Origin of the sequence: Burkholderia sp. BCC1985, from assembly GCF_905339915.1 — a bacterium.
GTDB lineage: Bacteria > Pseudomonadota > Gammaproteobacteria > Burkholderiales > Burkholderiaceae > Burkholderia.
On sequence record NZ_CAJPGY010000028.1, the window covers coordinates 14,909 to 33,293 of the forward strand.

The 18,385-nt window shown below is 68.6% G+C and carries 16 protein-coding genes; 10 read left to right on the top strand and 6 right to left on the bottom strand.

All coding sequences use genetic code 11. The annotated features are described in order from the left end of the window. Positions 1-4: 4 nt before the first annotated feature. Together U4Z31_RS25315 and U4Z31_RS25320 are read right to left on the bottom strand one after the other, a co-directional pair. Positions 5-1,492 (bottom strand): aldehyde dehydrogenase, encoded by a 1,488-nt coding sequence (locus U4Z31_RS25315; RefSeq protein ID WP_044843918.1) that lies wholly within the window; start codon positions 1,490-1,492, stop codon positions 5-7. A 28-nt stretch (positions 1,493-1,520) separates the two neighbouring features. Further along, entirely contained in the window at positions 1,521-2,117 is a 597-nt protein-coding gene (locus U4Z31_RS25320; RefSeq protein ID WP_321811695.1) for a thioesterase family protein, read from the bottom strand. Between the two features lie 261 nt (positions 2,118-2,378). On the opposite strand from U4Z31_RS25320, the gene U4Z31_RS25325 reads away from it, so the two are divergent. After that, on the top strand, positions 2,379-3,509 hold the full coding sequence (locus U4Z31_RS25325) for a porin (protein ID WP_321811696.1): 1,131 nt from the start codon (positions 2,379-2,381) through the stop codon (positions 3,507-3,509). Between the two features lie 43 nt (positions 3,510-3,552). Next, complete coding sequence (locus tag U4Z31_RS25330; RefSeq protein WP_321811697.1) at positions 3,553-4,944, top strand: FAD-binding oxidoreductase; 1,392 nt, start codon at positions 3,553-3,555, stop codon at positions 4,942-4,944. A 97-nt stretch (positions 4,945-5,041) separates the two neighbouring features. On the opposite strand, the gene U4Z31_RS25335 is transcribed toward U4Z31_RS25330, so the two are convergent. Genes U4Z31_RS25335 through U4Z31_RS25345 form a run of 3 tightly spaced genes read right to left on the bottom strand, consistent with a single transcriptional unit; the run spans position 5,042 to position 9,171 of the window. Beyond that, entirely contained in the window at positions 5,042-7,171 is a 2,130-nt protein-coding gene (locus tag U4Z31_RS25335) for an acetate--CoA ligase family protein (RefSeq protein WP_321811698.1), read from the bottom strand. A gap of 50 nt (positions 7,172-7,221) precedes the next feature. After that, entirely contained in the window at positions 7,222-8,379 is a 1,158-nt protein-coding gene (locus tag U4Z31_RS25340) for an acyl-CoA dehydrogenase family protein (protein WP_044843923.1), read from the bottom strand. Between the two features lie 3 nt (positions 8,380-8,382). Next, entirely contained in the window at positions 8,383-9,171 is a 789-nt protein-coding gene (locus tag U4Z31_RS25345) for an enoyl-CoA hydratase/isomerase family protein (protein WP_321811699.1), read from the bottom strand. A gap of 146 nt (positions 9,172-9,317) precedes the next feature. Here U4Z31_RS25345 and U4Z31_RS25350 point away from each other — a divergent pair, with 146 nt between their 5' ends. From U4Z31_RS25350 to U4Z31_RS25380, 7 genes are all read left to right on the top strand, one after another. Then, complete coding sequence (locus tag U4Z31_RS25350; protein ID WP_321811700.1) at positions 9,318-10,484, top strand: ABC transporter ATP-binding protein; 1,167 nt, start codon at positions 9,318-9,320, stop codon at positions 10,482-10,484. A 138-nt stretch (positions 10,485-10,622) separates the two neighbouring features. Continuing rightward, entirely contained in the window at positions 10,623-11,732 is a 1,110-nt protein-coding gene (locus U4Z31_RS25355; RefSeq protein WP_044843926.1) for an ABC transporter substrate-binding protein, read from the top strand. A 22-nt stretch (positions 11,733-11,754) separates the two neighbouring features. Further along, positions 11,755-12,630 (top strand): ABC transporter permease, encoded by an 876-nt coding sequence (locus tag U4Z31_RS25360; RefSeq protein WP_321811701.1) that lies wholly within the window; start codon positions 11,755-11,757, stop codon positions 12,628-12,630. Between the two features lie 20 nt (positions 12,631-12,650). Further along, positions 12,651-13,445, top strand: coding sequence for an ABC transporter permease (locus U4Z31_RS25365; RefSeq protein WP_124488859.1), 795 nt, complete (start codon positions 12,651-12,653; stop codon positions 13,443-13,445). Positions 13,446-13,486: 41 nt separating this feature from the next. Next, complete coding sequence (locus U4Z31_RS25370) at positions 13,487-14,215, top strand: NAD(P)H-dependent oxidoreductase (protein WP_321811702.1); 729 nt, start codon at positions 13,487-13,489, stop codon at positions 14,213-14,215. Positions 14,216-14,276: 61 nt separating this feature from the next. Then, a complete protein-coding gene (locus tag U4Z31_RS25375) occupies positions 14,277-14,915 on the top strand; it encodes a MarC family protein (RefSeq protein ID WP_124523801.1) in 639 nt (212 codons plus the stop codon). Positions 14,916-14,970: 55 nt separating this feature from the next. After that, positions 14,971-16,578 (top strand): 5-guanidino-2-oxopentanoate decarboxylase, encoded by a 1,608-nt coding sequence (locus U4Z31_RS25380; protein ID WP_321811703.1) that lies wholly within the window; start codon positions 14,971-14,973, stop codon positions 16,576-16,578. Positions 16,579-16,662: 84 nt separating this feature from the next. Here U4Z31_RS25380 and U4Z31_RS25385 read toward each other — a convergent pair whose 3' ends face one another. Next, positions 16,663-17,319 carry a TetR family transcriptional regulator C-terminal domain-containing protein gene (locus U4Z31_RS25385; RefSeq protein ID WP_321803863.1) on the bottom strand — a complete coding sequence of 219 codons (657 nt, stop codon included), beginning with the start codon at positions 17,317-17,319 and terminating at the stop codon, positions 16,663-16,665. A gap of 227 nt (positions 17,320-17,546) precedes the next feature. On the opposite strand from U4Z31_RS25385, the gene U4Z31_RS25390 reads away from it, so the two are divergent. Further along, on the top strand, positions 17,547-18,353 hold the full coding sequence (locus tag U4Z31_RS25390) for an ABC transporter ATP-binding protein (RefSeq protein WP_044843932.1): 807 nt from the start codon (positions 17,547-17,549) through the stop codon (positions 18,351-18,353). Positions 18,354-18,385 lie beyond the last annotated feature (32 nt).

An 18,385-nucleotide genomic window follows, 5' to 3' on the forward strand; every position in this document is an offset into this window, starting at 1 on the left:
GATATCACCGCAACCGGATCACCGTCGACTTCAACTCCGTGTACTTCTCCAGCGCGTGCAATGAGTTGTCGCGCCCGTTGCCCGATTCCTTGAAGCCGCCGAACGGGAAGTTCATGTCGTCGGTTTCCTCGTAGCCGTTCACCCACACCGTGCCGGCCCGCAGCCGCCGCGCGGTTTCGTGCGCGGTCGTCAGGTTCGCGGTCCACACCGACGCCGCGAGCCCATAACGCGTGTCGTTCGCGAGCGCGACGGCCGTATCGAGATCGTCGAACGCCGTCACCGCCAGCACCGGCCCGAAAATCTCCTCGCGCACGATCCGCGCATCGGCCCGCGGACAGTCGAACACGGTCGGCTCGACGTACTGGCCGCCGCTCGCGGCGCGCGCGCGCCGGCCGCCCGCGAGCAGCGTCGCCTCGTCGCGGCCGGCGTCGACGTAGCCGAGCACGCGCTCGACCTGGGCGGCGTCGATCAGGCTGCCCATCCGCGTGTCGGGCGACAGCGGATCGCCGGGCGCATACTCGGGCGCGATCGCGAGCACGCGCGCGACCAGTTCGTCGCGGATCGCGCGATGGACGAGCAGGCGCGAACCCGCCGTGCACATCTGCCCGGTGTTGTAGAACACCGCATGCGCGACGGTGCGCGCCGCGCGTTCGAGATCGGGGCAATCGGGCAGCACGATCTGCGGCGACTTGCCGCCGAGTTCGAGCCATACGCGCTTCAGGTTCGAATCGGCCGCGCAGCGCGCGACTTTATGGCCGACCGCGGTCGAGCCGGTAAACGCGATGCAGTCGACGTCCGGATGCCGCGCGAGCGCTTCGCCTGCATCGCCGAACCCCGGCAGCACGTTCAGCACGCCGGCCGGCAGCCCGGCCTGCACGGCCAGCGCGGCGAGCCGCAGCGCGCTCAGCGGCGACTTCTCGGACGGCTTGAGCACGACGCTGTTGCCCGCCGCGAGCGCGGGCGCGCATTTCCACATCGCGATCATCGCGGGGAAATTCCACGGCACGACAGCCGCGACCACGCCGATCGGCTCGCGCGTGACGAGCCCGACGAGATGCGCGTCGGCCGGAGCGACTTCGCCGCCGGTCTTGTCGATCGCCTCGGCGAACCACTCGGCGCAATACGCGGTGGACGGGATGTCGATCGTGGTCGTATCGCCGATCGGCTTGCCGGTGTCGAGCGTTTCGAGCAGCGCGAGATCGTTCGCGTGCTCGCGGATCAACGCGGCCCAGCGCAGCAGCACGCGCTTGCGTTCGCGCGGCGATGCGTCGCGCCAGATGCCGCTTTCGAACGCGCGCCGCGCGGCGGCGACCGCGAGGTCGGCGTCGGCCGCGCGGCAATGCGCGACCTGCGCGAGCACGCGGCCGTCGATCGGGCTCGTGCATGTGAAGGTGGCGCCGTCGTGCGCGTCGCGGAACGTGCCGTCCACGAACGCGCGGGAAGCGATGTCGAGCTGGCCGGCGCGGCTGCGCCAGGCGTCGTGCGTCTGCATGGGAAAACTCCGTCGTGGTTCGGCTTGGTCAGCTGGAAGTGGAAGCAGCGGAAGCAGCAGGGGCCGCGCGGCGGATCGCGATCGCACGGCCCGCGTGCGGCTCGCGCGGCGCGCGCGCATGCTCGGCGTGAATCGCGTCGAGATGCCGGCGGATCGCGTCCGGAAACGGCGCCGAGCGTTTCGCGCGCATGTCCACGTGCGTGAGCAGCTGTTCGCCGGTCGCGAGTTGCGCGCCGGTCGTCGCGTGATGCATCGAATGGAACACGTGCAGCCGGCGATCGTCGAGGTCGAGCAGCCGCACCGTGAGCCGCAGCGGCTCGCCGAGCATCGCTTCGCGCAGGTGGCGGATGTGCGTTTCCGCGGAATAGATCGAGCAGCCGGCGTCGCGATAGTCGTCGTCGATGCCGAAGTAGCGGAAGAACGCATCGCTGCTGTCGCCGAACACGAGCAGGTAGCACGACTCGCTCATGTGGCCGTTGTAGTCGACCCACTCGGGCTGCACGATGCAGCGATGCAGTTCGAGCGGCGTCGCGATCGGCGCGGCCGGGTCGTACGGGCGCGACTTCTGTCCTTCGTAGGCCGAGCGCAGGCGCGGCTCGGCGGCGGGGCTGAGGGTGGTCGTCATCCAGTGCACTCCGAGGTTCGGAACGGGCCCGCACGTCGTCCGCGGGGCTGCCGGTCGATGTTATGACGGGTTGAACGTTTTTTCAATAATGAAATCGCCGATGGGTGTAAACACCGGTGCATCCGATCTCGTCAATCGATTGAACATTCATTCAGCAAAACCTATACTCGCCAGCGCCGCGGTGCCGAAGCGAAGCAGGCGGGCGGCGTTCACGCACAACGAAAATCGAGCCGCCGTGCGCGGCAACCGGAGACACCGAAAATGAAGAAGCGCTTCCTGCTGGCCGGCATGATGTCGGTGATGGTCCACGGCTACGCCCATGCCCAGAGCAGCGTGTCGCTGTACGGGATCATCGACGGCGGCATCACCTACGTGAACAACACGGGCGGCGCGCATGCGTACCTGTTCGACGACGGCGTGTCGTACGGCAACCGCGTCGGCCTGATGGGCACCGAGGATCTCGGCGGCGGCAACAAGGCGGTGTTCAAGCTCGAGAGCGGCTTCCGGCTCGGCACCGGCAGGCTGAACCAGGGTGGCGCGATGTTCGGGCGGCAAGCGTACGTCGGGCTCGGCAACGACTGGGGCACGCTGACGTTCGGTAATCAGTACGACTTCGCATTCGACTTCACGGCCGCGTACAACGTCAGCGCGTTCGGCAGCGGCTACGGCGTGCATCTCGGCGATTTCGACCGCCAGAGCGGGGACCGGCTGCAGAACGCGGTGAAATTCGTCAGCAACAGCTTCCACGGGCTCGTGGTCGGCGGCATGTATTCGTTCAGCAACGACGCGGGCAGCTTCCATGACGGGAGCGCATGGAGCGTGGGCGCGAGCTACACGCACGGCGATTTCTCGGCGGGCGGCAACTACACGCGGCTCAACGCGCCACGCCGGCTTGCCGCGCTCGATCCGTATGCGCAGATGGGCGTACGGACGATGCTCGGGCAGACGGTCGCGACGGTCGACCCGGCGACGGGCGCCGTCACCGACCTGCACGATTCGACGCCGTTCTCGATCGATTCGCAATCGATCTTCGGTGTCGGCGCGTCGTACATGTTCGGCAAGCTGACGCTGAACGCGGACTTCAGCAACACGACGTTCAAGGGCTACGGACAATCGTCGACGATGCGCGTGTACGAAGCGGGCGGCCTGTACCAGGCGACCGTGCCGCTGTCGCTCGTCGCCGGCTATCAGTACACGACGTTCGAAGGTCATCACTGGCACGAAGTCGCGCTCGGTGCGCATTACGCGCTGTCGAAGCGCACCGACGTGTATGCGGCGGTCGACTGGATGCGTGCATCGAACGGCGTCGACGCGGTGATCGGCTACAGCTTCACGCCGTCGACGAGCCGCACGCAGGCCGCCGCGCGCATCGGCATGCGGCACAATTTCTGATCCTCACTCGTTCCCGGGCCGGGTTCGGCCGGCCCCGTCGATCATGTCCGATCCTTCCTTGAACGGCGACGTCGTCGCCGCATTGCGCGACGCACTCGGCGCCGATTGCATCGGCGTGGGCGACGCGATCGGCGCGCGTCATTTCACGAACTACGGCGAAGCGGCCGGCCCGCGGCCGCGTGCGTTGGTGCGGCCGCGCAGCGTCGACGACGTGAGCCGCGCGCTCGCGATCTGCACCGCGTATCGTCAGACGGTCGTGCCGCAGGGCGGAATGACGGGGCTCGCGGCAGGCGCCGGACCCGGTGAGCAGGACGTCGTGCTGTCGCTCGAACGCATGAAGGGGATCGTCGAGATCGATGCGGACGCGGCCACCGTCACCGCATGGGCCGGCACAACGCTGCAGGAGCTGCAGCAGGCAGTGGACGACGCGGGATTCGCACTCGGTATCGATCTCGGCGCGCGCGGCTCGTGCCAGATCGGCGGCAACGTCGCGACCAATGCGGGCGGCAATCGCGTGATCCGCTACGGTACGACCCGCGAGCAGGTACTCGGCCTCGAGGTCGTGCTGGCCGACGGCACCGTGCTCAGTTCGCTGAACAAGATGCTGAAGAACAACGCGGGTTACGACCTGCGGCAGATTTTCGTCGGCAGCGAAGGCACGCTCGGCGTCATCACGCGCGTCGTGCTGCGGCTCCATCCGCGGCTCGCCGCGCCGTCCACCGCGTTGTGCGCGGTGCGCGATACGGCCGCGGCGCTCGCGCTGCTGCGCGACGCGCGTGCCGCATGCGCGGACTTGCTGAGCTTCGAGGCGATGTGGCCGGCGTTCTACGGCTACGTGTGCGCGCATACGCCCGGCACGCGCGCGCCGCTGCCGGCGGACGGCGGCGTCAAGGTGCTGATCGAATGCGCGAGCGGCGATGCCGCGCAGACGGCCGAACGGTTCGAAGCGGTGCTGGCCGACTGGCTCGAACGCGGGCTGATCGACGATGCGGCGCTCGCGCAGACCGCGGCCGATGCGCAGGCATTCTGGACGGTGCGCGAAGGGCTCGCGATCGACGATCTCCCTGGTCTCGTCAATTTCGACGTCGGCATTCCGCCGCGCGCGACGGAGAAGTTCATCGACGCGTGCGAGCGCGCGCTGAACGCACGCTGGCCCGGGGCGCACGTGTTCTTCTTCGGCCACCTCGGCGACAGCAACCTGCATGTGTGCGTTTCCACGCCGTATGCGACGGGCGAGGGCGCGCACGACGTCGACGCGGTGTTGTATCCGCTCGTGCGCGATGCGGGCGGCTCGGTGTCGGCCGAGCACGGGATTGGCCGCTACAAGCGCGACTGGCTCGGTTGTTCGCGCAGCGACGCCGAGATCGTCGCGATGCGACATCTCAAGCATGCATTCGATCCGTTCGGACTTCTGAATCCCGGCAAGGTGATCTGAACGGCAGGGCGTTCTTCGTTTTCGATGGGCGACTCGACAATCAGGCAGCGGCCCGCTCGCGCATCACGCGAGCGGGCCGCCGCGTTTCAGGCCGGCATCACGCGTCGAGCCGCACCAGCGCATCGACGGCCACCGCGCCGCGTTCCATCACCAGCAGCGGATTGACGTCGAGTTCGACGAGCGTGTCGGCATGCGCCTGTGCGAAGCGTGCGATCGCCATCACGTTCGCGACGACCGCATCGAGATCGGCCTTCGGCCGCCCGCGATAGCCGGTCAGCAGCGGGCCGAGCTTCAACCCGAGCAGTGCGTCGCGCACGTCGCTTTCGCGCACCGGCAGCAGCAGCGTCGCGGTGTCGCGGATCAGTTCGACCAGCACGCCGCCGGTGCCGAGCACCAGCGCGAGACCGAAATTCGGCTCGCGCTTCACGCCGACGATCAGCTCGAGCAGCGGTGCGTCGGCCATCTTCTCGACGAGGATGCGTTCGACGTGCACATCCGGCGCATAACGCGCGACCTGTTCGGTCATTCGCACGACGGCCGCGGCGACGGCTTCGGGCGAGCCGAGCTTCAGCGCGACCGCGCCGGCCTCGGTCTTGTGCGGCAGGCGATCGCTGACCACTTTCACGCAGACCGGAAAGCCGAGCCGCTGCGCGGCGGCCGGCGCATCGGCGGGCGCGACGCATTCGGCCGGCGGCACGTCGAGCCCGTGCGCGGCCAGCATCCGCTTGCTCGCCCATTCGTCGTGCAGCGTCGCGGTGCCGTGGCCGCCGTCGCCCGCGCGCAGCACCGGCAGCGCGTTCAGCGCGTCGGCGTCGAGCACGCGGCGGCGCGTGTCGCCGTAGGTCATCGCCGCGCCGATCGCAGCGATCCCGTCGGCCAGCCCCTGCAGCAGCGCGATCCCGGCGGCGGCCATGCGGGCCGCGTGATCGGGCGGCGTCAGGTCCGGAAACACCGAGATCACCGCGCCGACCACGCCGTGCTGGCGTGCGGACGCCGCGAACGCGTCCGCGGCGATATCGCACAGCGGCCGCTCGCCGGTCGCTTCCTGCGGATAGTCGAGGATCATCGCGGCGGCGCCCGGGCGATCGGCGAGCAGCGCGTCGCAGCACGCGCGCATCTTGTCGGGGTCGCCCCACGGCGTGGTCGTGAAGTCGAGCGGGTTCGCGATCGTCGCGTACGCGGGCAGCACGTTGCCGAGCGCGTCGCGGCCGGCATCGCCGACCGGCGGAAAAGCGATGCCGCGCGCTTCGCCGAGATCGGCGACGAGCCCCGCATCGCCGCCGGACGTCGCCAGCGCGGCGAGCGTGCGGCGCTCGGGCACGCCTGCGATCGCGAGCAGCTTCAACGTCTCGACGAGGCCGACCGGGTCCTTCACGCGAATCACGCCGAGCCGCCGGAACAGCGCGTCGTACAGCGCGTCCGAGCCCGCGAGCGAACTCGTGTGGCTCATCGCGAGCTGCGCGCCGAGCGTCGACGTGCCGCTCTTCAGCGCGACGATCGGCACGCCGCGCGCGAGCGCGCGGGCCGCGGCCTCGCTGAACGCGCGCACGTCCTTCAGCCCTTCGAGATGCACGCCGATCGCGCGGATGCGCGGATCGTCGACGAACGCATCGACGAGACGCGCGATATCGACCGACGCCTGGTTGCCGACGCTCGCGAGATACGCGAACGGCACCGAGCGCGCGCTCATCGACAGGTTGTATGCGAGGTTGCCGCTCTGCGTGATCACCGCGACGCCCGATTCGACGCGCGGCGCGCAATGCGCGACCGGCCACAGCGCGCTGCCGTTCAGCCCGTTGATCAGGCCGTAGCAATTCGGGCCGAGCACGGCCATGTCGCCGGCCGCGTCGACCAGCGCCTGCTGCAGCGCGGCGCCGTCGGCGCCCGTTTCGGAGAAACCCGACGCGTAGACGATCGCGCCGCCGGCGCCGCGTGCGGCGAGCGCGCGCACGACGTCGATCGCCTGGCGCGCGGGCACCGCGACGAACACGGCGTCCGGCGCGGCGGGCAGGTCGGCGACGCTCGCATGGCAGCGCACGCCGTCGATCTCCGCATGATTCGGATTGACGAGCCGGATATCGCCGGCATAGCCGTAATCGCGACAGCGCTGCACGGCGCCCGCGATGCCGCGTCCGCCGACGAACGCGATGCTGCCCGGGTCGAGCAGCCGGCGCAGATTGGCCGCGGCGGCCGCGCGGCGATCCCTGACTGCGGGAGAGGAAGTCATGAAAGGTCCTTTCGGAAGTCGCGCCGGACGCGCCGGCGCGACGATTCGCGTCAGCTGTAGCGTCGGAGGATTTCCTTGGACAGGATATGGCGCTGGATCTCGGACGTGCCTTCCCAGATGCGCTCGATGCGCGCATCGCGCCAGAAGCGCTCGATCGGCAGTTCGTCCATCAGCCCCATGCCGCCGTAGATCTGCACCGCGTGATCGGTCACGCGGCCGAGCGTCTCGGTCGCGAGCAGCTTCGCGAGTGCGGCGTCGCCGTCGGTCATCGTGCCCTGGTCGAGTTTCTGCGCGGTGTACAGCGTGACGAGTTCCGCCGCGCGGATCTCGGTCTGCATGTCCGCGAGCTTGAACGACGTGCCCTGGAAGTCGCCGATGCGCTTGCCGAACTGATGACGCGTCGCGGCCCATTCGGCGGCCATCTCGAATGCGCGCTGCGCGCGGCCGATGTTGTTCGCGGCGACCATCACGCGGCCGGCGGTCAGCCAGTCGTTCGCGAGCTCGAAGCCGCGATGCTCTTCGCCGAGGATCTGCGCGGCGCTCACGCGGCAGTCGGAGAGGAAGATCTCCGACTGGTGATAGCCGCGCAGGCTCGTGCAGTGCGGGCCGCGCCGTACGGTCATGCCCGGCGTGTCCTTGTCGATCAGGAAGCAGGTCACGCGCTTGCGCTTCTGGCCGCGCACTTCCTCCTCGCCGGTGACGGCGAACAGGATCACGAAGTCGGCCGTGTCCGCGTGACTGATGAAGTGCTTGCTGCCGTTGATCACGTAGTCGTCACCGTCGCGCACCGCGCGCGTGCGGATGCCCATCGCGTCGGAGCCGGCCCCCGGCTCGGTCAGCGCGAAGCAGTCGACGCGCTCGCCGCGCACGGCCGGCTTCAGGTAGCGCTCGACCTGGTCGCCCTTGCACGCCATCAGGATCTTGCTCGGCCGCGCGACGAACACGTGCAGCGCCCAGCTCGTGCGGCCGAGCTCGCGTTCGACGAGCGCCTGCGTCACGTAGTCGAGCCCCGGTCCGCCGGCGCTCTCGGGCATGTTGAACGCATAGAAGCCGAGCTCGAGCGACTTGCGGCGGATCGAGTCGGCGAGTTCGGGCGGCACGTCGTCCGCGCGATCGACCGCGAATTCATGAGGCTGCAGTTCCTTCTCGACGAACTGACGCAGCGACGTCACCAGCATTTCCTGCTCTTGGGTCAGCGAAAAATCCATCGATCATCTCCCGACAAAATGAGGTGCGCGACCTTCGACCGACGCGCGAAGCGCTTCCTGGCCGTCCTCGCTGTGACCGCACGCGACGCCGGCCGCCAGCTCGCCGCGCAGTTGCTCGGCGAGGGTGTGCGTGAGCGATTGCGCGAGCAGCGCCTTGGTGTGGCCGAACGCGACGCTCGGCCCTTGCGCCAGACGCGCGGCGAACGCGGCGACGTGCGTCGCGAAATCATCGGCGTCGACGACTTCGGACACGAGCCCCGCGGCAAGCGCATCCTGCGCGTTCCAGCGTTCGTTCAGAAAGATGAAGCGGCGTGCGACGTCCGGGCGCGCGATGCGCGGCAGGAACCAGCTTCCGCCCATGTCGGGGCTGTAGCCCATGCCCGTATACCCGCAGCGCAGCGTCGCAGCGGCGCTCGCGATGCGGAAGTCGCACGCGAAGCCGATGTCGGTGCCGGCGCCGACCGTCGAGCCGTTCAGCGCGGCGATCGTCGGACGCGGAAATGCGGCGAGCGTCTGCACGAAACGGTGCGCACGCTCGGTCCAGCCGTAGGTGTCGAGTTCGCCGTTGCGCTCGGCCTCGGCCCATTCGTCGACGTCCGCGCCCGCACAGAACGCGCTGCCGGTGCCGGTCAGTACGACGCAGCGCACGCCCGGATCGTTCGCGAGCGCGTCGAGCGTCTCGCGAAGAAAGTCGAGATGCGGCCGCGCGAGCGAATTGCGTTTCGCCGGGCGGTTCAGGCGAAGGGTCACGACGCCGTCGTGCCGTTCGATTCGAATGTCCTCGATGCTCATGCTGATCACTGTCTCCTGGTTGTTGTGTGTCGGGGTGGTGTCAGAGCCGGCAAGGGTCGCCGCTACTTGCGGACCGCATTTCGGCATAGTATAAGTTCTGTTAAATGAACGTTCAACCCAATTGTGAGTCGACCAGGAGACACACGATGAGCGCGGTGATGGAGACGTCGGCAGGTGTGGAGGACGGCAGGACCGGGGCGCATGCGGCACGCGCGGCAGCGGCGCGGCATGCGGCGGGCGGCGCGGGCCTGCAGATCGATCGCGTGTCGAAGCGCTACGGCAGCGTGCACGCGCTGCGCGAAACGACGATCGACATTCCGCGCGGCGAATTCCTGACGATCCTCGGGCCGTCGGGTTCGGGCAAGACGACGCTGCTGACGATCGTCGCGGGCTTCGAGCATCCGAGCAGCGGGGACCTGCGCGTCGGCGGCCGCAGCATCGTCGCGTTGCCGCCCGAGAAGCGCAACTTCGGGATGGTGTTCCAGGGCTATGCGCTGTTTCCGCACATGACGGTCGAACAGAACGTCGCGTATCCGCTGATGGTGCGCAAGCAGAAGGGGCCCGACGCGGTGAAGCGCGTGAAGGCCGCGCTCGATCTCGTGCGGCTCGGCCATCTCGCCGATCGCCTGCCGCGCCAGTTGTCGGGCGGCCAGCAGCAGCGCGTCGCGATCGCGCGCGCGCTGGTGTTCGATCCCGATCTCGTGCTGCTCGACGAGCCGCTCGGCGCGCTCGACCGCAAGCTGCGCGGGGAGGTGCAGGTCGAGCTGAAGGCGCTGCACGAGCGGCTCGGCGCGACGTTCCTGTTCGTCACGCACGACCAGGAGGAAGCGCTGTCGATGTCGGACCGGATCGCGATCATGCGCGACGGCCGGCTCGAACAGATCGGCACGCCGGACGGGCTCTACGAGCAGCCGGCCAACCGCTTCGTCGCGGACTTCCTCGGCAAGAGCAATTTCATCGAAGGTGTCGCGCTCGGCGGCGATGCTTCGACGACGCATTACCGCGTCGGCGATGCGCGCTTCGTCGCGCCTGCGTGCGGTGCGCGGCCCGACGAGCCGCTGCTGTTCGCGCTGCGCCCGGAGAAGGTCGCGGTGTCGGCGACGTCGTGCGGCGGTGCGCACAACGAAGTTGCGGGCCGCATTCGCCACTGGAGCTATTTCGGTTCGTCGTACCGCTTCGAGATCGAGACGCCGGCGCTCGGCTGCGTGACGGCGGACGTGCCCGCATGGCGCGGGCTCGCGTCACCACGCAGCGGCATGGACGTGTTCGTGCAGTGGGAGCGCGACGCGACGTGTCGGATCGCGGCCGACTGACGCGGTGCACGTTGCATCCCGCACGACGCGGCACGAGCCGCCGTCGCCGCCGACTCACCGACTGACGGATTCACTGATTCACCGATGCCCGAAAACGACGAGACGCGTGCGGGCGCTGACCAGCCTGGAGGAGACACCATGACGAACCGCCATCTGCAGGACCTGCTCGACCAAGCACGCGAACTTCAACCGGCGACGTCGCAGCGCCGCCGCGATTTTCTGCGGTTGTGCGCGGCGGCCGGCATCGCGCCGACGCTGCTGTCGCTCGGCGCGAAGGACGCACTCGCGTCGAACCCGAAGGAAATCGTGCTCAGCGCATGGGGCGGCGAAGCGCGTTCGGCGTTCCGCTCCGCGTACATGGACCCGTTCACGAAGGCGAGCGGCATCCGGATGGGCTACGACTCGTCGCCGGAGGACGGCAAGATCAAGGCGATGGTCGAGAACCGGAACGTGATCTGGGACGTGATGGATCTCGACGGCTTCGCGGCGATCAAGCTCGGCAAGCAGGGCTTCCTGCGGCCGATCGACTATTCGGTCGTCGGCCGCAACACGCTGCCGGGGCTCGCATCGGACTTCGGCGTGCCGTCGTACCTGCTGAGCTACGTGCTCGTCTACGACGCGCGCAAGTTCGGCGCGAATCCGCCGAAGAACTGGGCCGATTTCTGGAACGTCGGCAAGTTTCCGGGCAAGCGCGGGCTGTGGAAATGGATGGGCGGCGCGCTCGAAGCCGCGCTGATGGCCGACGGCGTCGACAAGGACAAGGTCTATCCGATCGACGTGCCGCGCGCGCTGAAAAAGCTGAAGGAACTGCGCTCGAACGTGCTGCTGTGGGATTCGGGCGCGGACAGCCTGCAGTTGCTGCGCAACGGCGAAGTCAGCATGGCGTGCATCTGGCATACGCGCGCGAACGTGATCCAGCGCGAGAGCAATGGCCGGTTCCGCTATACGTGGGAGCAGGGGCTCGCGTCGTGCGACGTGTGGGGCGTGCCGAAGAACAATCCGTCGGGCGATGCCGTCTGGCAGTTCATCAAGTTCGTGCAGGGTGTCGAGCCGCAGGTGCGCCTGCTGTCGCTGCTCGGCAACGGGCCGGTGACGCCGGCCGCGACCGCCGCGGTGCCGCAGGCGCTACGCGCCGACAACCCGGGCACGCCGGAGAACTGGGCAAAGCAGTGCAAGGTGAATCCCGAGTGGTGGGCGCAGCACTACGAAGCGACGCTCGCGCAGTACACCGACCTGATGTCGTCCTGAGCCGCCTCGCGAGCGTGACGCCATGAATACCCTGTCTACTCCCGTCGCGGGCGCGGTCCCGCTCGGCCGCGCGAAGGCCGATCGTTACTGGCTGCTCGTCGTGCCGCTGCTCGCGGTGCTGATCGTGCTGTACGTGTATCCGCTCGTGCGCGTGCTGTGGCTCGGTTTCACGGTGCCGGAGCCGGGCCTGCACAACTATGCGCGGCTGCTCGGCAATCATGGCGTGCATCGCGTGCTGTGGACCACGCTGCGCGTGTGCGCGGTCACGACCGCGTGTTCGGTCGCGCTCGGCTATGCAATTGCGTATGCGATGGCGCACGTCGGCCCGCGGCAACGGATGGCGCTGATGTTCGGGCTGCTCGTGCCGTTCTGGGCGTCGGTGCTGGTGCGCGCGTTCTCGTGGCTGTTCCTGCTCGGCGAGCAGGGGCTCGTCAACACGCTGCTGCTGCGCATCGGGCTGATCGACGCGCCGCTGCCGCTGATGCGCAACGAGGTCGGCGTCGTGATCGGGATGATCCACTTCATGATTCCGTACGCGGTGCTGCCGCTGTACGCGAACATGAAGGGCATCGATCCGCAGCTCGCGCGTGCCTCGCAGGGGCTCGGCGCGGGCGCGTTCGTCACGTTCCGCAAGGTGTATTTCCCGCAGACGCGACCGGGCATCGTCGGCGCGGCGATCCTCGTGTTCATCTTCTCGCTCGGCTTCTACGTGACGCCGGTGATACTCGGCGGCGGCCGCACCGTGATGATCGCCGAATACATCAGCACGCAGATCCTGCAGCTCGTGAACTGGGGCAGCGGGGCGGCGCTCGCGTCGCTGCTGCTGGCGTCGATCCTGGCCGCGCTCGCGCTGCTCGCGCGTTTCGTCGACCTGCGCGAGCTGTTCGGCGCGCGCTGACCCGAACGGAGGAGGTTCCGATGAACACCCGAATGACCGCAGGACGCGCGCTCGTGGTCGGCATCGCGTGGGCCGCGATCCTGTTCCTGATGCTGCCGCTGCTCGTGTCGGTGCCCGTCTCGCTGACGCCGAGCGACTACCTGTCGATGCCGGACGGCGCGCTGTCGCTGCGGCACTACCGCGTGCTGCTCGACGACGATGGCTGGGTGTCGAGCTTCCTGCAAAGCGGGCTGATCGCGCTGGTGTCGTCGGCGATCTCGGTCGCGCTCGGCACGCTGTGCGCGATCGGGCTGTGGAAAGTCGCGTCGCGGCGCGGCGAGTTCGTGCGCGGCGTGATCCTGTTCCCGCTGATCGTGCCGCCGATCGTGTCGGCGCTCGCGTTCTACCGGCTGTGGGGCGAACTCGGGATGCTCGACAGCTATCCCGCCGCGATCCTGTCGCACGTCGTGCTGTCGGTGCCTTACGTCGTGGTGGCGGTTTCGGCATCGCTCGCGACCGTCGGGCTGCGCATCGAGCAGGCATCGCGCAGCCTCGGTGCGAACGTCGCGCAGACGCTGCGCTACGTGATCCTGCCGTCGATCCGGCCGGGCGTGCTGTCGGCCGCGGTGTTCGCGTTCATCCTGTCGTGGGACGAGCTCGTCGTCACGCTGTTCATCTCGAGCCGGAACGTCTATACGCTGCCGCGCCGCATGTGGGACGGGATGCGCGAGAACGTCGATCCGGCGATCGCGTCGGTATCCACGCTTTTGCTCGTCGCGACCTGCGTCGCGATCGGCCTGTCGCTGCTGCGCAAGCGTGCGGCCGGGTCCGTCTGAATCCAGCAGTTCAACGTTACGTCGCGGAGAAAACTCGCACCATGAAAGTCCTGATCGTTCACGCCCATCCCGAACCGCAGTCGTTCACGACGTCGATGCTGCACCGCGCGGTGAGCACGCTCGAAGCGCAGGGGCATACCGTGACGGTGTCCGACCTGTACGCGATGCAGTGGAATCCGGTCGCGAGCGCGGCCGATTTCGGCGTGCGCAAGAACCCCGACTATCTCGTCTACGCGCTGGAGCAGCGCGAGAACGTCGCCGCGCACGCGATCGCGCCCGACATTGCCGCGGAACTCGACAAGCTCGCCGCGTGCGACCTGCTGATCCTGAGCTTTCCGCTGTTCTGGTGCTCGGTGCCGGCGATCATGAAAGGCTGGATCGACCGCGTGCTCGTGTCGGGCAAGGTGTACGGCGGCGTGCGCTTCTACGATCGCGGCGGGATGCGCGGCAAGCGCGCGCTGCTCGCCTATACGTGCGGCGGCCGCGACTACATGTTCGGTGCAGACGGCGTGCACGGCGAAATGGACCTGATGCTGCGCCACGTGTTGCGCGGCACGCTCGGCTACGCAGGCTTCGACGTGCTGCCGTCGTTCGTCGGCTATCACGTGCCGTACATCGGCGACGCGGAGCGCGCGGCCGTGCTCGCACGCTACGACGCCTATCTCGCAGAGCTCGACCGGCACGAACCGATGGCGTTTCCGACGCTCGACGATTTCGACGGCGACATGCGGCCGCGCGAACGCGCGCCGCAGGACGCCACGCAGGATTGATCACGCCCGGCCGCGTCGCCGCCGCGCCGCTTATCCACCCGACCGCATGTGAGTTCGAGCGATGACCCTGACGTCGAGCGACGTGCTGCTGTTCCTGACCGGGCTCCTGACGCTGTTCTGTCCGCCCGTCGCGATCCCGATGTATGCGGCCGTCACCGGGCATTTTCCCGACGTGACACAGCGGCAGATCGCGTTCAGGCTGTTCGCGTGGATCGCGGCGCTGATGATCGGCGCGGTGTGGGGCGGCCAGTTCCTGCTGCGCATGCTCGGCCTCACGCTCGGCGCGCTGACGCTGACGGGCGGCCTCGTGCTGTGCCTGTGGTCGATCCCGATGATGCGCGGCACGGCGAACGACGAGCGCAGCGGCGGCGACACGCGGCTCGAATATGCGCAATGGCGCAGCTACATCGCGGTGCCGCTGATCTTCCCGCTGTCGATCGGCAGCGCGGTGATGTCGCTCGTGATCACGACCGCGACGCGCTTTCATACGCCGGCCGACCTGCTGGCGCTGAGCGCGGCGTGCGTGCTGCACGCGGGCGTGATCGGGCTCACGTATGCGTGCTCGGCGTCGTGGTGCCGGCGGCTCGGCGAGATCGGCAGGACGCTGGTCGAGCGGCTGTCGGGCATCGTGCTGACCGCGATCGCGTTCCAGATGCTCGCGCAGGGCGTGCGGGAACTGTTGCCGGGGCTCGCGCATTGACGGCCTCGCGGGGCCGCGCGCGATCCACCTCCTTACCCTGAACGATGGAAATCACATGAAAACAGTAGGCATGTACCTGGTCGACCTGCTCGCCGCCTACGGCGTCGACACGGTGTTCGGCATTCCCGGCGTGCATACGATCGAGCTGTACCGCGGGCTCGCCGGCAGCGCGCTGCGCCACGTGAGCGCACGCCACGAGCAGGGCCTCGGCTTCATGGCGGACGGCTATGCGCGCGCGACCGGCAAGCCCGGCGTGTGTTTCGTGATCACCGGCCCCGGCATGACGAACATCGCGACGTCGATGGCGCAGGCGTATGCGGATTCGATTCCGATGCTGGTGATTTCGAGCGTCAACGCGTCCGGCGACATCGGCTCCGGCAACGGCCATCTGCACGAACTGCCGGACCAGCATGCGTTCGCGGAGAACATCGCCGCGTTCAGCTACACGGTGCCGCGCGCCGACGCGCTGCCGCAGGCGATCGCGCGCGCGTTCGCGGTGTTCTCGGGCGGCCGGCCGCGCCCCGTGCATCTGCAGATTCCGCTCGACGTGCTCGCGGCGCCGGCCGACACGTTGCCGTCGGTGCCGGCCGTGCCGCCGCGCATCACGCCCGGCCCCGCATCGGCCGACGGCATCGACGCACTGCGTGCGAAGGCCGCCGCCGCGCGCGCGCCATTGATTCTCGCGGGCGGCGGCGCGCTCGACGCGGCCGCCGACGTGCGCTGGCTCGCGGAGACGCTCGACGCGCCGGTCGTGATGACGATCAACGGGCGCGGCGTGTTGCCGAGCGCGCATCCGCTCGGCGTGTCGTGGTCGGCGTCGAGCGACGCGGTGCGCGCGCTGATGCGCGACAGCGACCTGATCGTCGCGCTCGGCACCGAGCTCGGCCCGACCGATTACGACCTGTATGCGACGCGCAGCTTCTCGATGCCCGCGCCGCTCGTGCGGATCGACATCGATCCGCAGCAGCTGTGCCGCAACGCGGTGCCCGCGCTGCCGCTGCTCGGCGACGTCGGCGAAACGCTGCGCGCGCTGCGGCGCGTGTGGCCGGGCGATGCGCGGGCGCACAGCGAAGGCCGCGGCGATGGCGTCGAGCGCGCGGCCGTGTGCCGTGCGGCCGCGCGGCAGGAACTGAACGACGAAATGCGGCGCGATCTCGCGCTGCTCGACAGCGTGCGCGACGCGCTGCCCGATGCGGCGCTGGTCGGCGATTCGACGCGGATCGTCTATGCGGGCAACGTCGGCTTCGCGGCGTCGCGTCCGCGCAGCTGGTTCAACGCGTCGGTCGGCTTCGGCTCGCTCGGCTACGGGCTGCCGGCCGCGGTCGGCGCGAGCCTCGGCGATGCATCGCGGCCGGTGGTCTGCCTCGCCGGCGACGGCGGGTTCCAGTACACGCTCGCCGAACTCGGCACCGCGGTGCAGCATCGCGCGCGCGTGATCGTCGTACTGCTGAACAACGGCGGTTACGGAGAGATCAAGCGTGCGATGGTCGACGGCGGCGTCGAGCCGGTCGGCGTGGATCTGCATACGCCCGATTTCGTCGCGCTTGCGCGCGCGTATGGATGGGGCGCGCAGCGCGTCGAAGAGGGTGCGTCGCTGGCCGGTGCGCTCGGCGAAGCGGCCGCGCACGATGCGCCGTACCTGATCGAGATTCGTGCGGCCTGAAAATGCGACGGCCTCGCAATGCGAGGCCGTCGTGCCGGTTGTGGCGCGAGTGCGCCGGCTTGCCGGCGCGGCGCGTTGTGTGCGTTACGCGCGCTTGCGCGCCGTCTTCGACGGCGGCAGGAACGAATCGACGACGCGCAGGCAGCTCGTCAGCGCGTCTTCCGCGGTGAACGACGTCGGGTCGCGCGCGAGTTCGAGCCAGAAGCCGTCGATCACGGCCGTCAGCGTCAGCGCAGCGAGTTCGCTGTCGACGGTGCCGCCGCGCACTTCCGCGATCTGGTCGAACAGCTTCTTCAACGCCTGCCGGTAGCCGGCATACAGCTCCTTGTGCGCCTTGCGGATCACCGGATCGCTGTGCGCGACGCTCCAGAAGCCGAGCCAGACCTTCACGTTCTTCGGCGCGAACACCGGCGCGGCGAAACACACCTTGATGATCGCGTCGAGCTTGTCCTCGGGGCCCGTCGCGTTCGCGGCGGCCGCGCGCGACACGTCGAGCAGGTCGGCCGCGAGCCGCTTGTAGGTCTGCGCCATCAGCTCATCTTTCGACTGGAAGTGATGGTTGATCAGCCCGCGCGACACCTTCGCTTCCGCGCAGATGCGGTCGATCGTGGTTTCCGAATAGCTGTAGCGCGCGATGCAGCGCATCGTCGCGTCGATGATCGATTGCTGCCGCACCGCGGGCGTTTCTCGGATGCCGCGGCTGCGGGTCTGAACCGGTGCGCTGCCAGAAGTCTTTTTCACGGGGTGACCTTACGGAATCGTCATGGCACCGATTATAGGGGAGTGTCGGACGCTTGTTCAATTACAGCGATGGAACCCGCGAAAACCCTTGCTTCCGGATTATTGAAATCTGTTGAACCCTTGTTCAACAGAGCCTATACTCGACTCCGCATGAGGTTGGTCGGCCATTCAACAAGACGCTGCGATCCCGCGCGGGACGGGCGTGAGAATTCGACACAGGAGACAGCATGTTGGCGCGGGTGGAGAGCGTGAAGACGGCGGTCGAGGAGCGCGTGCAGGTGACGGACCTGCACAAGCGGTTCGGCGAGCTGGAGGTGTTGAAGGGCGTGTCGCTGAGCGCGCGCGAAGGCGAAGTGATCTCGCTGATCGGCGCGAGCGGCTCGGGCAAGAGCACGCTGCTTCGCTGCATCAACCTGCTCGAGACGCCGACCCGCGGGCGCATCGTCGTCGACGGCGAGGAGATCGGGCTGAAGCTCGATCGCAAGGGCCGCACCGTGCCGACCGATCCGCGCCAGGTCGAACGCATTCGCACGCGACTCGGCATGGTGTTCCAGAGCTTCAATCTGTGGGCGCACCGCACGGTGCTCGAGAACGTGATCGAGATGCCCGTGCACGTGCTGCGCGAACCGCGCGCCGAAGCGCTCGCGCGCGCCGAGCAACTGCTCGAACGCGTCGGCCTCGCCGACAAGCGCAACGTCTATCCGGCGTTCCTGTCCGGCGGCCAGCAGCAGCGTGTCGCGATCGCGCGCGCGCTCGCGATGCGGCCGAAAGTGATGCTGTTCGACGAGCCGACTTCCGCGCTCGATCCCGAACGCGTCGGCGAAGTGCTGAAGGTGATCCGCGATCTCGCGTGCGAAGGCCGCACGATGATCCTCGTCACGCACGAGATGGCATTCGCGCGCGACGTGTCGAACAAGGTGCTGTTCCTGCACGAGGGACGCGTCGAGGAGAGCGGCACGCCGGCCGAGATCTTCGATGCGCCGCAGAGCGAACGCTGCCGCCAGTTCGTCAACGCGCACCGGCAACGTCACTGAACCGATGGCCCGGCCCGCGCGTGCCTGCCTGC